The sequence below is a fragment of the Micromonospora sp. C31 genome (genome assembly GCF_018070575.1).
In the GTDB taxonomy this organism is placed as follows: domain Bacteria; phylum Actinomycetota; class Actinomycetes; order Mycobacteriales; family Micromonosporaceae; genus Micromonospora.
Genome location: NZ_JAGPXN010000036.1, coordinates 1 through 18,519 on the forward strand (window position 1 = coordinate 1; position 18,519 = coordinate 18,519).

Consider the following 18,519-nt stretch of genomic DNA (forward strand, 5'->3'; position numbering starts at 1 on the left):
CTGGGCGGGCTGCAACCCGGTGAACGGAAAGATCCACTCAGATCGGGCAACGGTGATCACCTGCACCCCGGCATCCTGCCCGACCATCCTCAACAGACAGACGCCAGGGTTACGAGACGTCCCTTAGCCACATGATTCTCACCCGTCAGCACTAGCATCACCTCCGTGGCTTCAACCAGCAGTAGGCGCACCGGCCCCGCCTGTCACGTATAGACCCCACGCCTACCGCAAGAGACTGTCTACGTGCAGGGCTAATCCTTTACCGCGCCCGCCAGCAATCGGTTCGGCAGCGGCACGGCGGCTTACGCTTGGGTCACTAATTTTCCCGTCCCTGGTGGCAGGCACCAGGCGGACTAGCAGTGCTACCGCAACCGACGCTACCGAACGGGTGGACACCGATCAAGAGAACTGGCTAAAGGTGGCTACATCTTGACGCGGCTCGAAAGGGGCTGCCAGCGACTCGGATCCGAACCCGCAGATTAAGAGATAGAAGCATATCGAGGAATAGCGTCGAGTTCGAGCGCATGAGTCCAGATGTTCGCGGTCACGCCCCGATTTCAGACGGTCGGCGTCCCGCCCAGTCCATCGAACGCGAGCCCGTCCACCGCGCCGGAGCACCCGTGGAGCACCCGCTCATGAACCAATTCGCTGACGGGAGATCAACACGCAAGCGAGGCTCAGAGACTGGGGCTCACAAGTTCAGCAAGGCGGTCGGGTACCGACCGGCGAGCCTGGGCGTTAGGGCGCGCTGTTACGGCGAAGGGCGGCTGGTTGTCGATCCACAGCAGCGCAGAGAGATCAGCGGGCATGATCCATTGCGGCGGATGCGTCAAGTTAATCTTCTGTGCACCGATGAAGGCGTCGCCGATGTTGAACTGGAAGCTGATCGTCCGCTCGCCCGCGATCAGCCCGTCCACGTCGTCCAGGTCTACGCTGGTGAAGCGGTGAGCACCGGCGGCGAGCACAAGGGGAACTTCGTAGCGATCCGCCAGGGCCGCGTACTTGCGCACTTTGTCGTTGACCGCCCGTGCCAGCCGAGCGGCATCGACAGGACCGGCTACTCCACTCGGTGCCGCAAACTGCGCCAGTAGCCCATTTTGCGAGGCGATCGGTCCGAAGCGATCAGCGAGCACGAGGAAGGTGTAACCGTAGGCGGTAATGCTGGAGGTCGATGGGGACTGCAGTAAGCGCCGGCGTACCTCTTGGGCAACCTTCTTGGCCGTGCCCGCGTCGGGTGCCTTGGGCGGCATGTTGCCACCCTTCAGGACGAGCACGACGCCGACAGGAATCTTCGCGATACGTTGTTCGAGCGCCTTCCAGGCTCGTTGGCGGGCGAACGTCTCTCGGGGCGGCTGGTCGGTGTGAACCTCGACGAACATGAGTGGGTTGCCGTCGGGCGATAGCACTGTCCAGTCCGGGGTCAAGCCACCGTACTGGCGTTCGTACGCCACGATGTACCCAGCCGATCGCAGCGCAGCGCCTGCCGCTAACTCCATCGTGACCGGCCAAAAGAACTCATCTTTCCAGAGCCTGCCAGCTAGCTGTTCGGCGTCTGAATGAGGAAGCAGGGCGAGTTGCTCGTCGTACCAGTCTCGCCAGTGTTTAAAATGCGGTTCCACTGCGATGTCGAAGGTCAGCCGGCGGCGGTCGGGGGGCAGGCTGCCGAACTGCTGTCGGTGGCGGGCAACGAAATCCTGCCCAAAGAATCTTGCAGACGTCACAGACTGATCATCAACCCGGAGTCAAGCAGAATCGCACTGAGGGACTCGGCCTGGGGTAAACACAGTCAGGACGCGAGCTGCGGACCCGTTGAGATCATCTCAGCGGAGGGTGACTGCCTGATGCTGTGCGAGGAAGGCGTCCTGAGCGAGGTTGTCGAGATCGGTGAGGATCTGGTGGGGCGCGGCGGTCAGGTCCAGTGGGTGGTGGACGATGTCGATGCCGGTGTGGCGGACCCGGCGGCGGGATGGTGCTGTGCCTTGGGCGTAGATGAGCCAGCCGGTGGGGAGATCGAGCGCTGTGCAGTAGGCGAGCATCTGGTAGGCGTCGGCGTTGGGGTATCGAGAGCTGGGTCCTTCGAGTTTGTATTTGGCGTCGAAGACCGCGACTGGTCGCTGGTTGACGAGGTGGACGACGTCGGGCCTGATCGGGATGGTGCGGTCGATGTCGAGGTGATCCTGGTACTGGCCAGCGGTGTGACCGGGATACGGGGCGAGGGCTTCGCGTAGCGCGGTGGTGACGAAGTCTTCGAACACTTTGACCATGTTGACGACGAAAGCCGCGATTGTGAGGTCGCCGGGGCCGGGTTCGGCGGACTGGTATCGCAGGATGATCTGGGCGAGGCGCAGCGCGGCGGTGTAGCGCTCGTTGAGCCGGCTGGGTCGCCATGACGGCAGCGGCGTCCCGGCGGGGAGGATGTGGATGCCATCGAGCCGGCCGTCGAGGTGAGTGATTCGTGCGAGCGCGCCGGAGGGCAGCCGAGGCACGGTTGCCATCCGGCGCAGGGCGGTTCGGAGGATCCGGTTCTCGGCGATGTCCGTGGCGTACTCGTCGTAGCGGACCTCGATGGGCAGGAGCATGCCGGGGCGGCGGGTGAACTGGTCGGCGAACCGGATGCGGCCCCGGACCAGGGGTAGCGCCTCGTCGACGGAGACGTAGCCTTGCAGGACACCGGGGGCCAGGGCTCGTTCGGCCTGCCGGATCAGTGATTCGGCCAGGGCCGGCCACAGGTCCGGTTCTGCGGTGGCGGTGACGTCCTCAGGGCGGAATCCCGGGTCGAGGGCGTAGCCGAGCAGGAACAGCAGCCGGGTGATGCCGGTCTTGGGTCGTACCTGGACGTCGAGGCCACCGATGCGGACGGCGCCGACCTTGCCGGTGGGCAGCAGGTGCCACCAGTCGTCGCCGTCGGGGCGGACCTCGACGAGCCCGGTGCTGCTGAGCGCGGCGGCGATGCCGTCTTCGAGACGCCGCCGTATCCCCTTGCTGTCGAGTTCGTCGAGGACGATGGGCGGCTCGCTCATGGTGCGGGTTCCGGCTGGTCGGCCGGCGGAGGTGGTGGTGTGATGCGGGCCCGGATGGCGGCTAGTCCGAACCGGTTGCGGATCTGGGCGCGGTTGAGCCGGCCGTAGTAGTGCTCCTCCAGCAGCGGCATCAGGTCGTGTCGCCAGACCCGTTCGAGGGCGGCGTCAGTGTCGAGGTTCGGGCGCATCAGGTAGGACGGGCCGATTTTGAAGTCATGGTCCTGTTCGTCGTCGATGCTGTCGTTGAGGGCGGCGAGCAGCGCGGCGCGTTCGTCGTCGTGCCGATTGTTGGCGGTCAGCCAGTTGCTGAGGATGTTACGGACCGGGGGTTCGTCGGGGTGAAGCTCGATGAAGGCGAACCGGCGCCGGATCGCGGCGTCGACCAGGGAGATCGACCGATCGGCGGTGTTCATGGTGCCGATGATGAACACGTTGGGCGGAAGGTTGAATGCCTCGGACGGGGAGTATTGCAGCCGTACCGTGGCCTGGCGGTACTCCAGCAGGAAGTACAGCTCACCGAAGACTTTGGCCAGGTTCGCCCGGTTGATCTCGTCGACGATCAGGACGTACGACTGGTCGGGGTTGTTGCGGGCTTCGGCGGCGATCTCGCGTAGCGGGCCGGGCGTCTTGGCGAAGCTGACCGTGCCGGGGTCGGCGCCTTCGACCGGGCGGAAGCCTTCGAAGAAGTCCTCGTACGCGTACGACGGGTGGAACTGCACCAGACGCACGGCGTCGCGGTCGGCGACGTGTGCTGCAAGTGCTCGCGCGAGGTAGGTCTTGCCGGTGCCGGGTGGCCCGTAGAGGATGATCTGGGATCGGTCCTGCCATATCTCGATCAGGTCCTGAAGCCAGGGCCGGTCGATGTGCAGCCGGGCGGCGAGCGTGTCGGTCGCCGCGGTCAGCTTCGGCACGCTGAGCGGTGCCGGCTGCGGACGCTCGGCCGTGTCCGGTTCCGGCGTGGTCTCACCACTCTGATCGGCGCCGATCATAGTGGTGAGAATGTCCAGGGCGCCGGTCAGGTCGACCACGGTGCCTTGCTGGTCCAGCTCGGCGGGCAGCGGTGCGGGCAGCGTCTCCACACCGATCGGGTCGTGGGTCAGCCATGCCGCGGATCTGCGTAGACGAGCCCCGCTGTCGTCCGGGCTGTACTCCGCGTCGCCGTCGAGGATCGCACCGTACAGGTGATCGTCGAGCAGGGTGACCACGATGTCGTCGGCGGCCATCTGCGACAGGAACGCGTGGTACTCGGTGGCCAGGCTCATCCGTTGGGCGTAGTCCAGGTGCTGGTAGCCGGCTTCCACCGCGGTGCGGACCTCGGCGCGGGACGCGCCGGGTGTCATTTCGCCCAGGTGGGTCGCGGCCAGCGAAACGAACGACTCCGCTCGCCATCTGCCCACCAGGTCGGAGCCACCTTGCCGAGGCCGTACCAGCCACGCCCGGCGCTCCCCGGGCGGCCGTTCGGCCTGCTGTCGCCATTGCGCGGCGAACGGTGGTCGGTAGTAGTCGACCGGCTGCCCCGTCTCCTGCTCGATCCGGGTCGTGATGGTGAACAGGTCCCGGTTGAGGTCACCGGAGGACCGTTCGCTCTGGCCGAGGAAGGTATCTCGGATTGCCTTCTTGTCGGCGATGCTCAGGATCGGCAGGAAGTGCGTCGGGAACGCGAGATACAGCAGTTCCTCGCGTAGTGATGGCATGAAACGGCGCTGGTAGACGGCGTCTTGCCAGGTCCACGGGTCTGCCAACGCGTCGGCTTGCTGCGGCTGCGGGATCTCCCACCAGTTGCCGAGGAAGTTGACCGCGTCGACCAGCCACTTCCACAGCATGGTGTGTGCGCCGGTGCCGCCGTTCCAAGTGCCCTGTGCGAACGCGGCCCGCACGTGCTCCGGGATGCTGACCGGCTCACGCATCCAGCTCAGCACCTCGACGATCCGTCCGTGCAGTGTCGCGGCGGTCAGGTTGAGCAGCGGTAACCCTTGCAGGGTGAGTAGTTCCGCCGCGAGCTGGATGGCATCGTCGGGCGCGCCGTCGAGCTGACGGCGGAGCTTGGCCAGGAACTGATCCTTGCTCGCGTCGGGTCGCTCGTTGTAGTGGCGGTGTAATTCGGCCGTGGCCTCTGCGGTCCAGACTCGCCGATCCGGCGTGAACAACGACCGGCCCTGGAGCAGGCCCAACTCCAGCAGCTCCCGCCCGACCTTGCGGACAAGGTCGTCCGGCCGCGCCGGCGTAATCAGCCCAGCCTCGCTCATCCGAGTGTTTCCTTCCGGGCAGGGTGGCGGATGCCGGAGCCGGGTGGCGGATCAAGGGTCGTGACGTACGGGGCGCCGGTCGCGCTGGCTTCCTGCATGGCGTCGAAGATCTCCAGGATCATGCGTTTGGCGCGGTATTCGCCGTATGCCTTCTCGTCGCGCTCGCGCACCACCTTGAAGGTACTCATGATGTATTCGACGTCGTCACGGGTCACGCCGTAGAGGTGGAAGTAGGCGGCGTCGAGTTCCGCTCGCAGCGTGGCACGTCGGGCGGGATCCCACACGAACGGCGGCCCGTCGTCACCCAATTCGACGGCATAACCTTCCAGGTCGTACGCGGTGTAGCTTAGCTCCAGCACCCGCGGCTTGATCCACTCGACCAATGACTCTGTAGCGCTCCACGGCGTTACGCTGCCGTATCGTTCGGGAGCCAGAATCGGCAGCTGCTTCACTACCGTATAGGTGAGGTGAGTTCCGGTCAGACATTGCCGTGCGACGTAATCTACGCAGTATGTGCTCAGGTTGCCCTGCAGGCAGGCGATGAGCGAAGGGCTCTGCGTCGAGAGTGCCAATGGGTTTGTATGCCCGACACCGAAGCGAGGGATCACGGCCGCGATTAGGGTGCGTTCGTCGATGCTGCGGGCGATGTCGCGCCACCCGAGGAGCCAGTCGTGCGGCCAGCCGGGCTTGCCTCGCTCGGGGTCAGCGGCGAGTTTCCCGTTAACCAGGGATTCGGGTACCCAGTAACGGGGTTGGGCGCCGAGGGACGGGTCGTTGTGTGCGGCATCGCCGAGTCGCGGCAGCGTGCCCACGTTGAGCTGAGCCTGCGTGGCGCCCTCGTACGTCGAGAAACGGTGGTCGTAGTAGTGCACCATCTTGGCTTCGTAGAGCGGCAGGAGATACTTGCCGTCTTGCGCGAAGCGGTTTCCCTCAAGAGTCCAGCCAGATGCAATGGCGTCCTCAGCAGTGACGAAGTGTCGGGAGTCTGTGGCCATGTTGAACAGCCCTTGTGCGAAAGAAACCTCCCAAGGGTTTTTCTTGGGACCCTGATCCAGCCAGAAGACGGGAGCCCGGCGGAAGATGTTGATGGTGATCTCGGCGTCGCGGCGGGACACGAAGACAGGGCAGGTGCCGGTATTCGGGTTCAGAAGCATGATCTCGTCGGGTGTGATGGTGTATGACCGTTCGGGGATCTGCTGGGCCTGCCGTGCGCGGAACGCGAGCGTCGCCTGCCCGGACGGCCTGCCGGAGAGCGCGAGCAGCGCGAATCGGTAGGAGTGGTGCACGCTGGGAAAGACTTTGTCCTCGTTCTCGAAGTCGTACAGGGCGACGAGGCTGCGCTGTTCGACGATGTCGCGGAAGTACCGCTGGGTGGTCGAGTCGGTGGCGATTCCGGTGGGCACGATGATGCCGAGTCGCCCGATCGTGCTCATTAGCAATCGGTCTGTTTCGGCGAACACCGCATAGGTGTTCAGGCGTCCGGACGACGTGAGCACGTAACGGCCGGAATGCCTGACGAACGCCGTAACACCTTCGATTCGACGGCGCTCCTGCCGATACTCTGCAAAGAGAACGGGGTCTTCCTCGGCAAGTGCATCGATCAGCAATTCGCGGGCTGCATCGTTGGCTGCCTCGGCGATTGCAGGATCACGCGACGCGAAGAACTCCTGTTTGTTCACCTCGATCTTTTCCCAGGGTGGGTTACCGAGGATGCACGAGAACCCGCCGTCCCAACCTTGCGCAGTGGTCTCGATGGTGGTCTCGTCGACCTGGAAGATCTCGGGGAATTCGAGGTGCCAGTGGAAGAACCGGTACTGCGTGGCGAGGTGCTGGGCGTACCCGGTGAATTGGTCGTTGGTCGTGTCGAGTGGGCTGGCGGCGATGGCGCGCATGATGGCGTTGGTGGGTGGTTCGGGTACTGGGTAGTCGGTGCCGGGGACGCGGGCGGGCATCGGCCAGACGAACGCGGCACACCAGGTGTCGGCGTGGCGGTGTTTGGCCTGGTAGGCGTCTGACTGTTCGTGCTTTTCCCAGCGGGCGGCTTGGGCGCGGATTGCGTTGACGTCGTCGGGCAGGTTGAGCAGGGCGGCTCGTTGCGCGGCGAGGTCGGCGTTCGAGACGTCCGGCCCGCTGCTGAAGACGAAGGCGTCCTGGGCGTAGCCCCGTTCTGTGCCGGGCTGGATGGAGACTGTGACGGTGGCTTGTGCCTTGTTGTTCTTGCGGACGGCGGCGGCGGTCGCTTTGTCGTCGCCTTCGAGCTCTTTGAAGGCGCCGTCGGGAACATCTCCGTGTAGGAGGGCCGGGGTGGCGCCGAGCAAGGAGTTGCCGATGCGGATGCGGGCGTCGAGGAAGCCGAGGGGTTTGCCCGGTTCGAGGGCTTCCATCCAGAGCGAGACTTTGGCGAGTTCGGCGGCGAGGTCGTTGAGGTCGACGCCGTAGATGCAGTTGCCGGCGACTTCGCGAAGCGCGTGCTGGACCTGGGCGGGGGTGGGTTCATCGTCGCCGGAGCGGACTTGGGCGAGCCGGCGGGCGATGCGCCGGGCTGCGGCGACGAGGAAGTGGCCGGAGCCGCAGGCGGGGTCGCAGACGGTCAGGGCGAGCAGCCGGGTTTCCGCGTCGGCAGGATTGGCCGCACCGGTAACGGCCTCGTCGAGCAGCGGGTCGAGGGCGGTGTCGAGCAGCGCGGAGACGAGGCTGGGCGGGGTGTAGTAGGAGCCAGTGGTTTTGCGGTCGTTGCCGGAGATGGTGACGAGTCGGAACACGCGGTCGGTGAGGTCGAGGCGAGGGACGAGTTCAAGCAGCGATTCGTAGACGCTGCCGAGTTCCTCGGCACCGAGGTTGCGGTAGTCGACGGGTTGGATCCGTTGTCCGGGCAACGCGACCCAGGCGAGTTTGCGGATGGCGCTGAGCAGGTCTTCGTTGGTGAGTTCGCAGCCGAGCAGCGGGTCGACGGGCAGGCCGTCGAGGGCGGGCAGGCGCGGGTCGGGGTCGAACAGCCCGGCCAGGGCGGGTAGGCCGAGGCCCGGATGTCCGTCGCCGCCGAGAGCCCGCAGCACGAGGCGCTGGGCGTGCCAGAGGTCGGGATGAGGGCTGCCAGCGCGGCTGCGGGACAGCCGGCGCAGGCGGGCGGTGGAGAAGTATTGCTGGTACCGCTCGCGGGCTTGGGTCGCGGCGTCGGGGTGCAGGAGAGCGTTACGGTCTTCGGCGACGAAGCAGAACAGCAGCCGGTAGACGAGGCGCAGCAGCGCGCGGTGGTATTGGACGGTGCTGAGGTTTCCGTTGCGCAGGGCGGTGGTCAGCGGCTGGTTGGCGGGGTGGCGGATGAATCCTGTGCCGAGTGCGGCGATGGCGTCGGCGACGCCATCGCGGAGCCGGTCGAGCAGCCGAGTTCCGGCTTCGGCGGCTTCGCCGCGCCAGATTTCGAGCCAGCAGCCCGCTGGTGTGGTGGTGCCGGTGTCGTCGGGGCGCTGTTCGAGGCGAGAGACATGGCAGAGCTGCCAGAGCAGCAGGAACTCCGGGTATAGCTCGCCGTCGAAAATGGTTTCGAGGTCGAATTCGAGGTACGCGGATCCGGCGAGGGCGGTGGAGTCGCGCAGCAGTCGTAGGCGTAGCCCGTTGGACAGGATTCCCCACAGGTGGTCGTCGCTGCGGTTGAGTAGTTCTTGCAGCATGGCCTGAGGGGCGCGGGCTGCGCCGGGCAGGTCGAGGTTGCGGTGGTTGAGGTCGGCGGTGGGGCCGAGCAGGTGGATGGGCACGTGTTGCCAGGCGTGACTGACCGGGTAGTTGCGTTCGTCGATGGTGAACCCGCTGGGGAGGGCGGGGACCTGGCCGTAGCCGAGTTCACGGAGCAGAACGAGCAGCCAGCGTTGCTGGGCGGCAGTGGTGCCGTGCGCTCCGGGTGCCTGGGTGGTGGTGTGTTCGCGCCAGGCGGTCCAGGCGCTACGCAGGTAGGACCAGGCGCGGCTGGCGGCGTCGCGGACGGTTTCTCGTCCGATGAGGTGGTAGGAGGCCGGGGCGAGCCCGGCCGGGTTTTTGAGTTCTCCGGCTTGGATGCGGGCGAGCAGGCCCGGTGGGACGACACCGCCGACGGCGTGGATGGCCTGGAGTCCGGGACTGCTCACGCGGTTGTTCCCGCCTTCGTGGGTGCCGGTCGATAGAGATAGACCCCGAGGATGTCGACGGGGAGTCGGGGTTCGACGGTGAGGCCCCGGATGCCGAGCGCGCCGGCGCGGTCGCCTCGGGCGGCGGTGCGGACCCGGACGTGTGCGTCTCGGAGAGAATCGGCGAGATCGTGGGCGATCTGGTCGAGGTGGCCCGTGATAGCGGGCAGGGCGGCGAGGATCCCGGTCATGATGTTGCGGGCGATGTCGGGGCTGAGGTTGTGATCGGGCCGGGCGGCGAGCAGGGGTTCGACGGCCTCGGGAGTGAGCCAGTACGGGTTCGATGGTGTGCCGGTGAAGGCGAGTGGGCGGGCTTCCTCGGCGACCTGGGTATGTGGACCGTAACGGCCGGGAAGGGTGAGGTTGGCGCGTACGCGGGTCAGCAGCAGGACAGTCGGGATGGTGACGGCGTCGGTGACGATCACCCCGCACCGCCGGGCGGGCCGCGCGTCGGCCGGCAGGGCGGGGTCGAGAGCGGCGTCGAGGACGTAGCGGGCGATGCCGGCCGAAGTGCTGTCGGTGCGAGCCAGGATGGCAGCGCCGCGCGGGGCGGGAAGGTCCCGGTGGAACGGCACGGCCTTGGCCGGCTGGCCGAGGGCGTCGCGCAGACCGACGGGCAGGCCGGTGGGTGCGACGGTGAAGCCGTACGGCTCACGGGTGAGGACGCCGCCGCACTCCTGTAAAGCGGTGGCGACGAACCCCGCTACATCGTCGGGGCTGCCGAGCGCGGACCGCATGGCCTCGACCTCGCGGCGTACTTCGTCGGGGCGGATGGTGTGGTGGGCGTAGCGGCTGCGACTGCGACGTTCTGCCTCGGCGCTGCTCTGCCAGTCGAATTCGAGTTGCCGGGTTTCGGGCAGGTCGAGTTCGAGGGCTTCCTGGACGTAGGTGGTGCCGCGTTTCATGACCCCGTCCAGCAGGGCGGTCAGGACCTGGTCGCTGGTGGCCGGGACGGGGACGCTGATGCCGAGGTCGCGGCGGATCGCCTCGTGCTTGCGGATCAGGACGTCCATGACGAGGCGGTCGATGACGTTGTCGGCGCCGTAGAGGGTGACCGCGCGGACGATGTCGCGAGGCTGGCCGAACCGGTCGACGCGGCCTTCCCGTTGTTCGTGGCGGGTCGGGTTCCAGGCCAGGTCGTAGTGGACCACGGCCTGGAAGTCGTGTTGCAGGTTGACGCCCTCGGAGAGGCAGTCGGTGGCGACGAGGATCTTGTTGGTGGTGCCGGCCCGGGCGGCGACGTCCCGGACTCGGGCGGCGCGGTCCTCCGGGGGCAGCTCGCCGGTGACCACCTCGACAACGGCTTTCGGGAATGCCTCCGTGAGGTGGTCGGCGAGGTAATGGGCGGTCGGGATGAACCGGCAGAACACGATCGGGTGGAAACCGTCCTTCAGTAGCCGTTTCACGCTGGCGGTGACCAGCGCCAGTTTGGTGTCCAGGCTGTTACGCCGTTCGGCGTCGGGCTCCTGCGCGATGGCCAGGGCCTGGCTGCGCAGGTCGTTCAGCCGGTCCGCGGTACTGCTCGTACTACCGGGGCTGTCGTCGACGACTGCTCCGGGTACAGCGTCGGCGACATCGAGCGCGTCGTCGTTCATCAGGTCGAGCACTAGGGCGGCACCGGTGGCGTCAGCCGCCTGTTCCGTGCTGGCGCCGGCGGACGCGGCCCGGGTGGTGAGGGTGGCCGCAGCCGCGGCGGGTGAGGAGGCGAGTGCGCGCAGCAGCGACAGGGCGGACCACCATCGAATGCGTTGCTGCACGCGGCTGCCGCTGTAGTCGGTGATCTGTCCCTGGACGTAGCCGAGGACGTTGTCGAGCAGGGTGCGGTATTGCGGCGACAGTTCGTAGGTGCGTTCGTCGGTGGCCCGGTCCGAGGGAAATTTCGTGTCGGCACCGAGGTATTCGCGGATGTCAGCGCGGCGGCGCTGCACCATGCGGGACGCCAGGGCGCGCCGGCCGGTCTCGCCGGCCAGATCGATGTCACGCAGGGCTGGGTCGAGTAGCCCGATCAGGTTGCGGAACGTTTCTTCCTTGCCGCTGTGCGGGGTCGCCGTTACAAGAATCAGGTGCCGATGAGCGTCGGCGGCGAGATCTTTCAGCAGCCGGTACCGCTGCGTGCGGCCCCGGCCTCCGGCTCCGGTCTCGTCACTGACGCAGGCGTGTGCCTCGTCCACGATGACCAGTTCCGGTGCGGCTCGCAGGAAGTCGTCGCGGCGCATGTCCGACTTGATGTAGTCGGTGGAAACGATCGTGTAGGGGTATCGCTCGAAGATTGACTGCCCGTACTCCAGGCCGCGTTCCAGGCGGCGGACGGTTCCGGGCAGCACCGGCTCGGCCGCGATCCCGAACTTCGCCTGCAACTCCGACTGCCACTGCTCGGCGAGGCTGGGTGGGCACAGCACGGTCATCCGGCGGGCGCTGCCCTGCGCGACGAGTTCGGCGGCGACCAGGGCGGCCTCGACGGTTTTGCCGATGCCGACATCGTCAGCGATCAGCAGCCGGGTGGTCTCCTGCCGCAACGCGAGCAGCAATGGCACGAGCTGGTACGGGCGTGGGTCGACAGCGAGCGAGGCGATGCTGCGGAACGGGCCGCCGCTAGCCCGGAATCCAATCCGCAGCGCATCGCGAAGCAGGCGGGCACTGCGGTCGTCGCCGAGATCGGTAGCGTCCGGTGCGGAGAAGGTGGCGTGCGTGACGCCCTCTTCGACGAACACTCCCGCGATGTCGGCGTCACCCCCGGCGAGCGGCCTCAGGATCAGAAAGTCGGTGTCGCTGCCGGGCAGCACCACCCACTCCCGGCCGCGGGCGCTGACCAGCGAGCCGATCGGGAAACCGTGCTGCGCAGGCACGGAGGTGGAGGTCATCGGGTGGCCTCGCCGAAGACGCCCGGGTTTGCGCGCACGACGCCGAGCACGTCATCGTTCGCGTCGATGTGGATCACGTTCCAGCCTCCGAAGATCAGGGGTTCGGTGTCCCGGCTGCCGTGGCCCTCGAAGTCGACGAGGACAACCGTGGGCACGGCAGCGTTCGGGTAGACCCAATCGGCCTTGATGCCTTCGATCTCCACGTCGGTCTGGCTGGGCATCACGTAACCGTGCTCGCGTAGCAGGCGCAGCAGTTTGCCGCGCGTCCCGGACTCGTCCGTATCTGCCTCGGGGACGTCTGTGGTTCGTCCGGCGGGCGGGCGTTCGTCGACCGGGTGGGTGCTCGCCTCGGCGAGGCGTTGCAGGGCAGAGACGATGAACCGACGGTCGATCTGCTCGTGTACGAGCTGGTTGCCGTACGACAGCAGGCATCGGTAGCAACCACGTACACAGGCATCGTCTTTCTCGGCCCCGGTGGCGGGGTCGACGTGGATGATCTGCAAGGCCTCGACGGCAATACGCCGCAGAGCGTCCGGTTCCGACTGCAACCTGCGCAGCACCCCGGCGCCGCCCTCGGCCGCCTCGACCAGCAGGACCCGGCCACGGTCGTCGGCGTCCGGCAGCAGTTCGCTGGACAGCTCGGCGTCCTCCAGTTGGAACACCGCCTCGATGCCCCGCTCGACGGCGTACTGCAAGGTGATCGCTTCCTCGTCGCTGACCGGCTCGGCCCACCGCAGCACCATGATGTTGCGGCGATCCTCCACGTACGGCGTGATCAGTGCTTTGCGGTTGACATCCTCGAAGCCGGCTTCCATCTCCTCGTCGGACGGGTCGGCCTCGGCGGTGCCTTCCTTCTCCGACAGCCAACGCCCTTTCACCAGATCGAGCCAGAAACCGTGGGTGTCCTTGTTCTTGCGGGCGCGGCGGCCGAGGTTGGTCACCCGGATCTCGGCGGCGTCGCCATACGCCATCGTCGCCACCGGCATCATGTCGGCGGTGAGCACCTCGGCCACGAGTCGTCCTGGCCGCCCACCGCGCGGCACGAAGCGGTAGGTGGTTCGCAACTCGAACCCGATCCGGTTGCGTTCCTCCTCGTCCGCGCTGATCCGCTCGCGCCGCCGGGTGATCACCGTCTGCATCTGCAACAGGTCCCGCCACGTGGTGCTGAGCCGCTGCCCGCAGCTCTCGCACACGTCGACACCGACCTGGCGGGGATGGTGATAGCCGCACGCGTCACACACCCGGGCCGACGTGCGGACGACTTCGCCGCTGCCTTGATCGTCGCCACCGCGTGGCAGGCTGATCCTGGTCACCTGATAGCGGGCGCCCTCGTGATAAATCAGCGCCCCCGGCCCGAACTCGGAGACTGCGAGGAACCGGGGCCGCTGCAACCAGGTGTTTCCTCTGCCGCGGTTACCGGGCACGTACGCCGCCAGCGGCAGCCGCGGGAACGAGTACCCGGGCAGGAACCCCTCCGACGCGAGGTACCGGTAGGTGTAGAAGTCACTCTGCCCGGCGTCGTCGGATTGATTCAACAGCAGCTCGATACGCTGACGTGCCTCCCGATAGCGCTGGTCGGCGTCTTCACGGACCTGCCGGGAGACCGTCGCATCGGCGGCCAACTCCGTCGCCGCCTGCCGTTCGGCATCGGCCGTGGTGTAAAGATCCCGCCACCGGCCGCACGCCGCGTCGAAGGTGTCGAACGCCGCGTCGATCACCTCACCGACCCAGTCCTGCGACCACCAGGCAGACTCCTCGAGCGCCGGGTGGAGCGGACGCAGCAACTCCTGCGCGGAATGCCGGGCCGCCGTCGCGACCTCGGGCAGCCGCAGCTTCGCCGCCAGTTCTGGGCGTACCGGCTGCCGCGGCAGATCCAGCGCCAGCACCTCGGCCATCGACCGGTCCAACCGCACGCCGGTCTCGGCCATCCACACCGCATGTACGTGGGAGCGGATCAGGTCTTCGTTTGCCAGATCCAGCCGCGGCGCCTGAACTTGCCCGGACACCATCAGGTGGGAACGCTCGAAATAGTACGAGTCGTGGCTGTTGCCGCTGGCACAGTAAGTGACGACCAACGCCGGCTGCCCCGACCGCCCCGCCCGGCCGCTGCGCTGCGCATAATTGGCGGGCGTGGGCGGCACGTTGCGCATCCCGACCGCGTTCAGCGACGAGATGTCGACACCGAGCTCCATCGTCGGCGAGCAGAACAGCAGCGGCAGCGCGGTCCCTTCCCGGAACTGCTGCTCACGTTCCTCCCGAACCTCCTGACGCACCTGCGCGGTGTGCTCGGCCGCCCGCAGCCCGGCGAGCTGGGAACCCACATCGAGGTAGAGGTCGCGGAAGAACGGCACCACCCTCGGGCGCTGATCGGCCTCGAACCGGCGCCGAACAGGGTCGGGCGCACCCGCCGTGCCGTCACCAGCCCGCAACAGCATCGCCGACGACTTCATCCGGTACGCCGTCTCACCCCGTTCGACGATCTTCGCCAGCACCCCGTGCTTCTCCAGCAGCATCATCAGGGCCGCAATGACGTCATCGGCCACCGCCGGCGACAACTGCTGCCCGAACCTGTCCTTATGCCGCAGCCACCGGCCGAAGCTGCCCAGCCCCGACAGGAACAGCGAATGCCGGGGCCGATACTGCCCGCCCCTGCCCGGGATGGCCAGTCCGATCACCGGATCCGGTTCGGTCTCAGGCACGGTCCACAGCCCGGTCAGGTGCTCACGGCTCAACCGGCGCAGCCGGTCCACGAACTCCGGCGTCAGCGCCTCCGCATCGACGGCCAGCACGCGCCGCATCTCGTCCAGCAGGACCCGCATGACCTCGTACCGCTGGCCCGGCTCCGCCTCGACCAGCAGCTTGTGCGTGCCGTTCCACTCCTCGTCACTTTCGGACAGCGGCACTAGCAATGGGTAATCGATCACCAGTAGCCCTGACTGCTCCAGGTTAGGCAACGTAACCCGCCAGCCCCGCTGGATGTCGCGCAGCACCCGGAACTCGACCACCGCGCGCAGGGCACGTTGCGCGGTGCGCAGATCCAGTGACTTCGGCGCCAACGCGAAGTCACCTGGCTGCAACCCCAGCCGCCGGGTCACCTCGACGCCGATGTCGAGCGGGTCCAGACCGTCTTCACCGGCCGCCGCAGCCCGATACAGCGCCGCACGCAACTGCACCACCAGCGCGAAATCGTTGAAGTGCCCCGCCTGCAAACTGGCATCCTGGCGGTTGTCGACGAACGTCAGCAGTTTGCGGGCGTCCATACCCAGCGCGGCTTCCGGCTGCCCTCGCAGGGCACGTACGACGCTGGCGGCCACCACCGTCATCGCGCTGCTGCGGCCCTCCCGATCCAGGGTGACGAGCTTGCCGAACTCGTTGCTGCGGACCTGCTCGTACGACACCCCACAGCGCAGGCAGAACCGGAACGCACCCGGCATCCACGCCGCGATCACCCCGTCGGCCTCACCGGCAGCATCCGCCAGTTCAGCGGTGCCGTCGGCCGCCGCCTGATACCGGACCGGCACGTCACGCCGCCGCGCCGGCACGATCTCGTGCCCGGTACCGTCGGCCCCCAGCCACGACGCCGGCAGCCGGCCCGCCGCCACCGGATCGGTTGGCCACTCCCGATCCGCCGACACGAACAGATAGCCGTCATCGCGGTCGGTGATCCGCAACCCGTGACGGGCCCTGAACACCGCTGTCTTCAGTTGACTCTGCCGCCGGACGATCAGGTACTCCTGACCGCACTCCCGGCAGAACGCCAGCGGATACAACCGCCGCTCCGGGCTGCCGGGCAACACGACCTGGAACGTCGTCTCGATCTCCCTGGCCGCTACAGGCTCCAGGGTGGAATAGACCGTGCCGCCCTTGGACAGGAACTGATGCAGCCGGAATGCGAACAACGGCCGGCCGGTGTCTTCGTCTCGGGCGCGCGACCCCGCCAACAGCGTCGCCCGGATAGCGGTGGCACACTCGGAATCTGGACGGCCGGTGATCCCGGATAACACCGTCGCCGCATCGTCCACCTTCATCGGCGTCTGCCGCACCAGGCGACCGCTCTCCGGCTCAGGCCGCACCCCGAAGTTGTCCTCGATCCACGAAGCCAGCGGATCCGACCCGAGCCGCTCGTACCCGGCGCGCAACACCGGATCGTCCGACTCGGCATCGCCGCGAGCGGCAACCGCCGCAGCCAGGGCCGCCGCCGACGCGTCGCGGGTGGTGGTCGCCCGCACCAGCGTCTCGGTGATCACATGATCCGGGATGACCGGTGTCCCGAAGATCCGGGACGCCACATCGGCCACCTCGACCTGCTGCCGGGCCACCGTGTCCGCGTTGGCCATCGTCGCCGACGTCCCCACACACTGCAATGACTGCCCCGCACCGCACGCATCACGTACCCGGCGGACCAGCATCGCCACGTCCGCGCCCTGCCGGCCCCGATAGGTGTGCAACTCGTCCAGCACCAGAAACCGCAGGCCGTGCGCTGCCTCGACCAGAGGACGCCGCTCATCCGGCCGGGTCAGCACCAATTCCAGCATCACGTAGTTCGTGAGCAGCATGTCCGGCGGGTTCCGCAGGATCGCCCTGCGCTCGTCCTCGGTCTCCTGGCCGGTGTACCTGGCGAACGTGACCGGAGGCCGGCCGTCGTACCCGAACTCCAGGAACTTGCGCATCTCCTCCCGCTGACTGTTCGCCAGCGCGTTCATCGGATACACCACGATCGCCCGGACGCCCTGCCCGGACCCCTCCCGCAGCACCCGGTCCACGATCGGCACCATGTACGCCAGCGACTTGCCCGACCCCGTGCCAGTGGTCAGCACGTATGACGCACCGGTGCCGGCCACCCGCACTGCGTCACTCTGATGCCGATGCAGCGTGATCGGTACCGAGCCGCGATCCTCCGGCGCTTTCTTCACCCGGAAGATGCGTGAGCACTCCTGGTGCAGCAAACCCTCACGAACCAGATCGTCGACACGGCCCCCGGACGCGAAGGACGGGTTCAACGACGACCACGGCGCCGGCCACTGCGCCCCCCGAGCGCTCTCCTGCTCCACACGAGCCCTGATCCGCTCGTCGTGGACATCCACGAAACCCTCGCTGAAGGTGCGGTAATCCTCGATCAATCGACGATGAACTTCGAACGCGTCCAAAACTCGCCTTCCGACCGCACCGATACCGACAGCCCATTGGATCAGACAACCTCCAATGCCAGCAGCCACGGGTTGTCGCCGGGAAAGCGGGAGTTATCATCTGAACCCCAGCAAGTCGGGCGCGCCCGGCGGTTTTGCTCGAGTCACGGCTGGTGGAGCTTGCCCGGCAAGCCGTAGCGTCGCGGCAAGGACGGCAGGTTGACCCACCGCTGCACGCCAATCTGGTCCAGGGTGGCCCCGCCTCCGACGGCCCTGAAGCGATTGCGGCTGGCGGCATCACCGACACCGGTAAGGGCAAGCCCTACCTGTGCAGATCAAGAACACCATGTCGATCGAGATTGTGCGTGACCCTGGATCGAGCTTGCCTAACACCGCTGTGATATACGCCAGTAGGCAGACGCCTGAATCATCACCTACCGGTGGAGCAGCACTCGGGTCGTGTGGACGCGCGTGTACCTGGTGTGCTCGGCTATGCCTCTTGGACCTCGTTGATCTCGCGATATACCAGCTTGTCGAGGGCGCTCCGGAAGCCTGGGAAGTCAGGGATCGGTTCGGTGGGCTCGTCGTCAAGGGTGAAGTCGCGGCGCACGCTGCGGATCTGGCTCCTGAGATCCTCGGCGTCGATGGAGTTGTCGAGCCCAGTCTCGATATCGTCGAGCAGAAGGAGAGCGGCCTCTCGGCTGGCCCAGGTGGGGTGATCAAGTAGGAAGGAGCGCTTGAGCCGCTTGATCTTTGCGCTGGTCTTCTCTGTGGTGGCCTCGCGCAGTGCGCGCCGCTGGAGCCGCCGTAGTTCTCGGAAGAGGACACGGAAGTTGGCGTCCATGGTCTCCGCCGCCTGGGCGGGGGCGTCCTCGTAGCGAACGACCTCGAGCACGCTCCGGGCTAATACTCCAACGTCACTTGGCTTCAGCGTTGGGCGTGGCGCGGGCATGAAGACGGCCACCGCGTTGATCATCGTTGGTTTGTGAGGACAACCGAAGATCGTGCGGTGGCCGCGTGCCACAGCGTAGACCCCGCCGGGTGGCGGGTCATCCTGGACGAGGCGGTGACGCGTGTCGCTGACCGGTTCGTGCGGGCGGAGCCCC

The 18,519-nt window shown here is 67.0% G+C and carries 7 protein-coding genes; all 7 read right to left on the reverse strand.

The genetic code is table 11. The features are described from left to right. Window positions 1-677: 677 nt before the first annotated feature. Window positions 678-1,721, reverse strand: a complete 1,044-nt coding sequence (locus tag KBX06_RS26895; RefSeq protein ID WP_210839820.1) for a hypothetical protein — start codon at window positions 1,719-1,721, stop codon at window positions 678-680. Between the two features lie 99 nt (window positions 1,722-1,820). Further along, a complete protein-coding gene (locus tag KBX06_RS26900; protein WP_210839821.1) occupies window positions 1,821-3,020 on the reverse strand; it encodes an McrC family protein in 1,200 nt (399 codons plus the stop codon). Beyond that, the gene (locus KBX06_RS26905) at window positions 3,017-5,266 is read right to left on the reverse strand and encodes an McrB family protein (RefSeq protein ID WP_210839822.1); all 2,250 of its coding nucleotides are present in this window, start codon (window positions 5,264-5,266) and stop codon (window positions 3,017-3,019) included. The genes KBX06_RS26900 and KBX06_RS26905 overlap by 4 nt, the downstream gene beginning before the upstream one ends. Next, window positions 5,263-9,387 (reverse strand): Eco57I restriction-modification methylase domain-containing protein, encoded by a 4,125-nt coding sequence (locus KBX06_RS26910; RefSeq protein ID WP_210839823.1) that lies wholly within the window; start codon window positions 9,385-9,387, stop codon window positions 5,263-5,265. Before KBX06_RS26910 ends, KBX06_RS26905 begins: the two co-directional genes overlap by 4 nt. Further along, entirely contained in the window at window positions 9,384-12,287 is a 2,904-nt protein-coding gene (locus KBX06_RS26915) for a helicase-related protein (RefSeq protein ID WP_210839825.1), read from the reverse strand. The genes KBX06_RS26910 and KBX06_RS26915 overlap by 4 nt, the downstream gene beginning before the upstream one ends. Further along, window positions 12,284-17,434, reverse strand: a complete 5,151-nt coding sequence (locus KBX06_RS26920) for a DEAD/DEAH box helicase (protein ID WP_210839827.1) — start codon at window positions 17,432-17,434, stop codon at window positions 12,284-12,286. The genes KBX06_RS26915 and KBX06_RS26920 overlap by 4 nt, the downstream gene beginning before the upstream one ends. Before the next feature lie 469 nt (window positions 17,435-17,903). Beyond that, a partial coding sequence (locus KBX06_RS26925; RefSeq protein ID WP_210839829.1) for a hypothetical protein occupies window positions 17,904-18,519 on the reverse strand: 616 nt, incomplete at its 5' end.

Bases quoted from the DNA above. Each gene is read 5' to 3' on its own strand.
- KBX06_RS26900 (WP_210839821.1), bottom strand. From the start codon at position 3,020: ATGAGCGAGCCGCCCATCGTCCTCGACGAACTCGACAGCAAGGGGATA.
- KBX06_RS26905 (WP_210839822.1), bottom strand. From the start codon at position 5,266: ATGAGCGAGGCTGGGCTGATTACGCCGGCGCGGCCGGACGACCTTGTC.
- KBX06_RS26915 (WP_210839825.1), bottom strand. From the start codon at position 12,287: ATGACCTCCACCTCCGTGCCTGCGCAGCACGGTTTCCCGATCGGCTCG.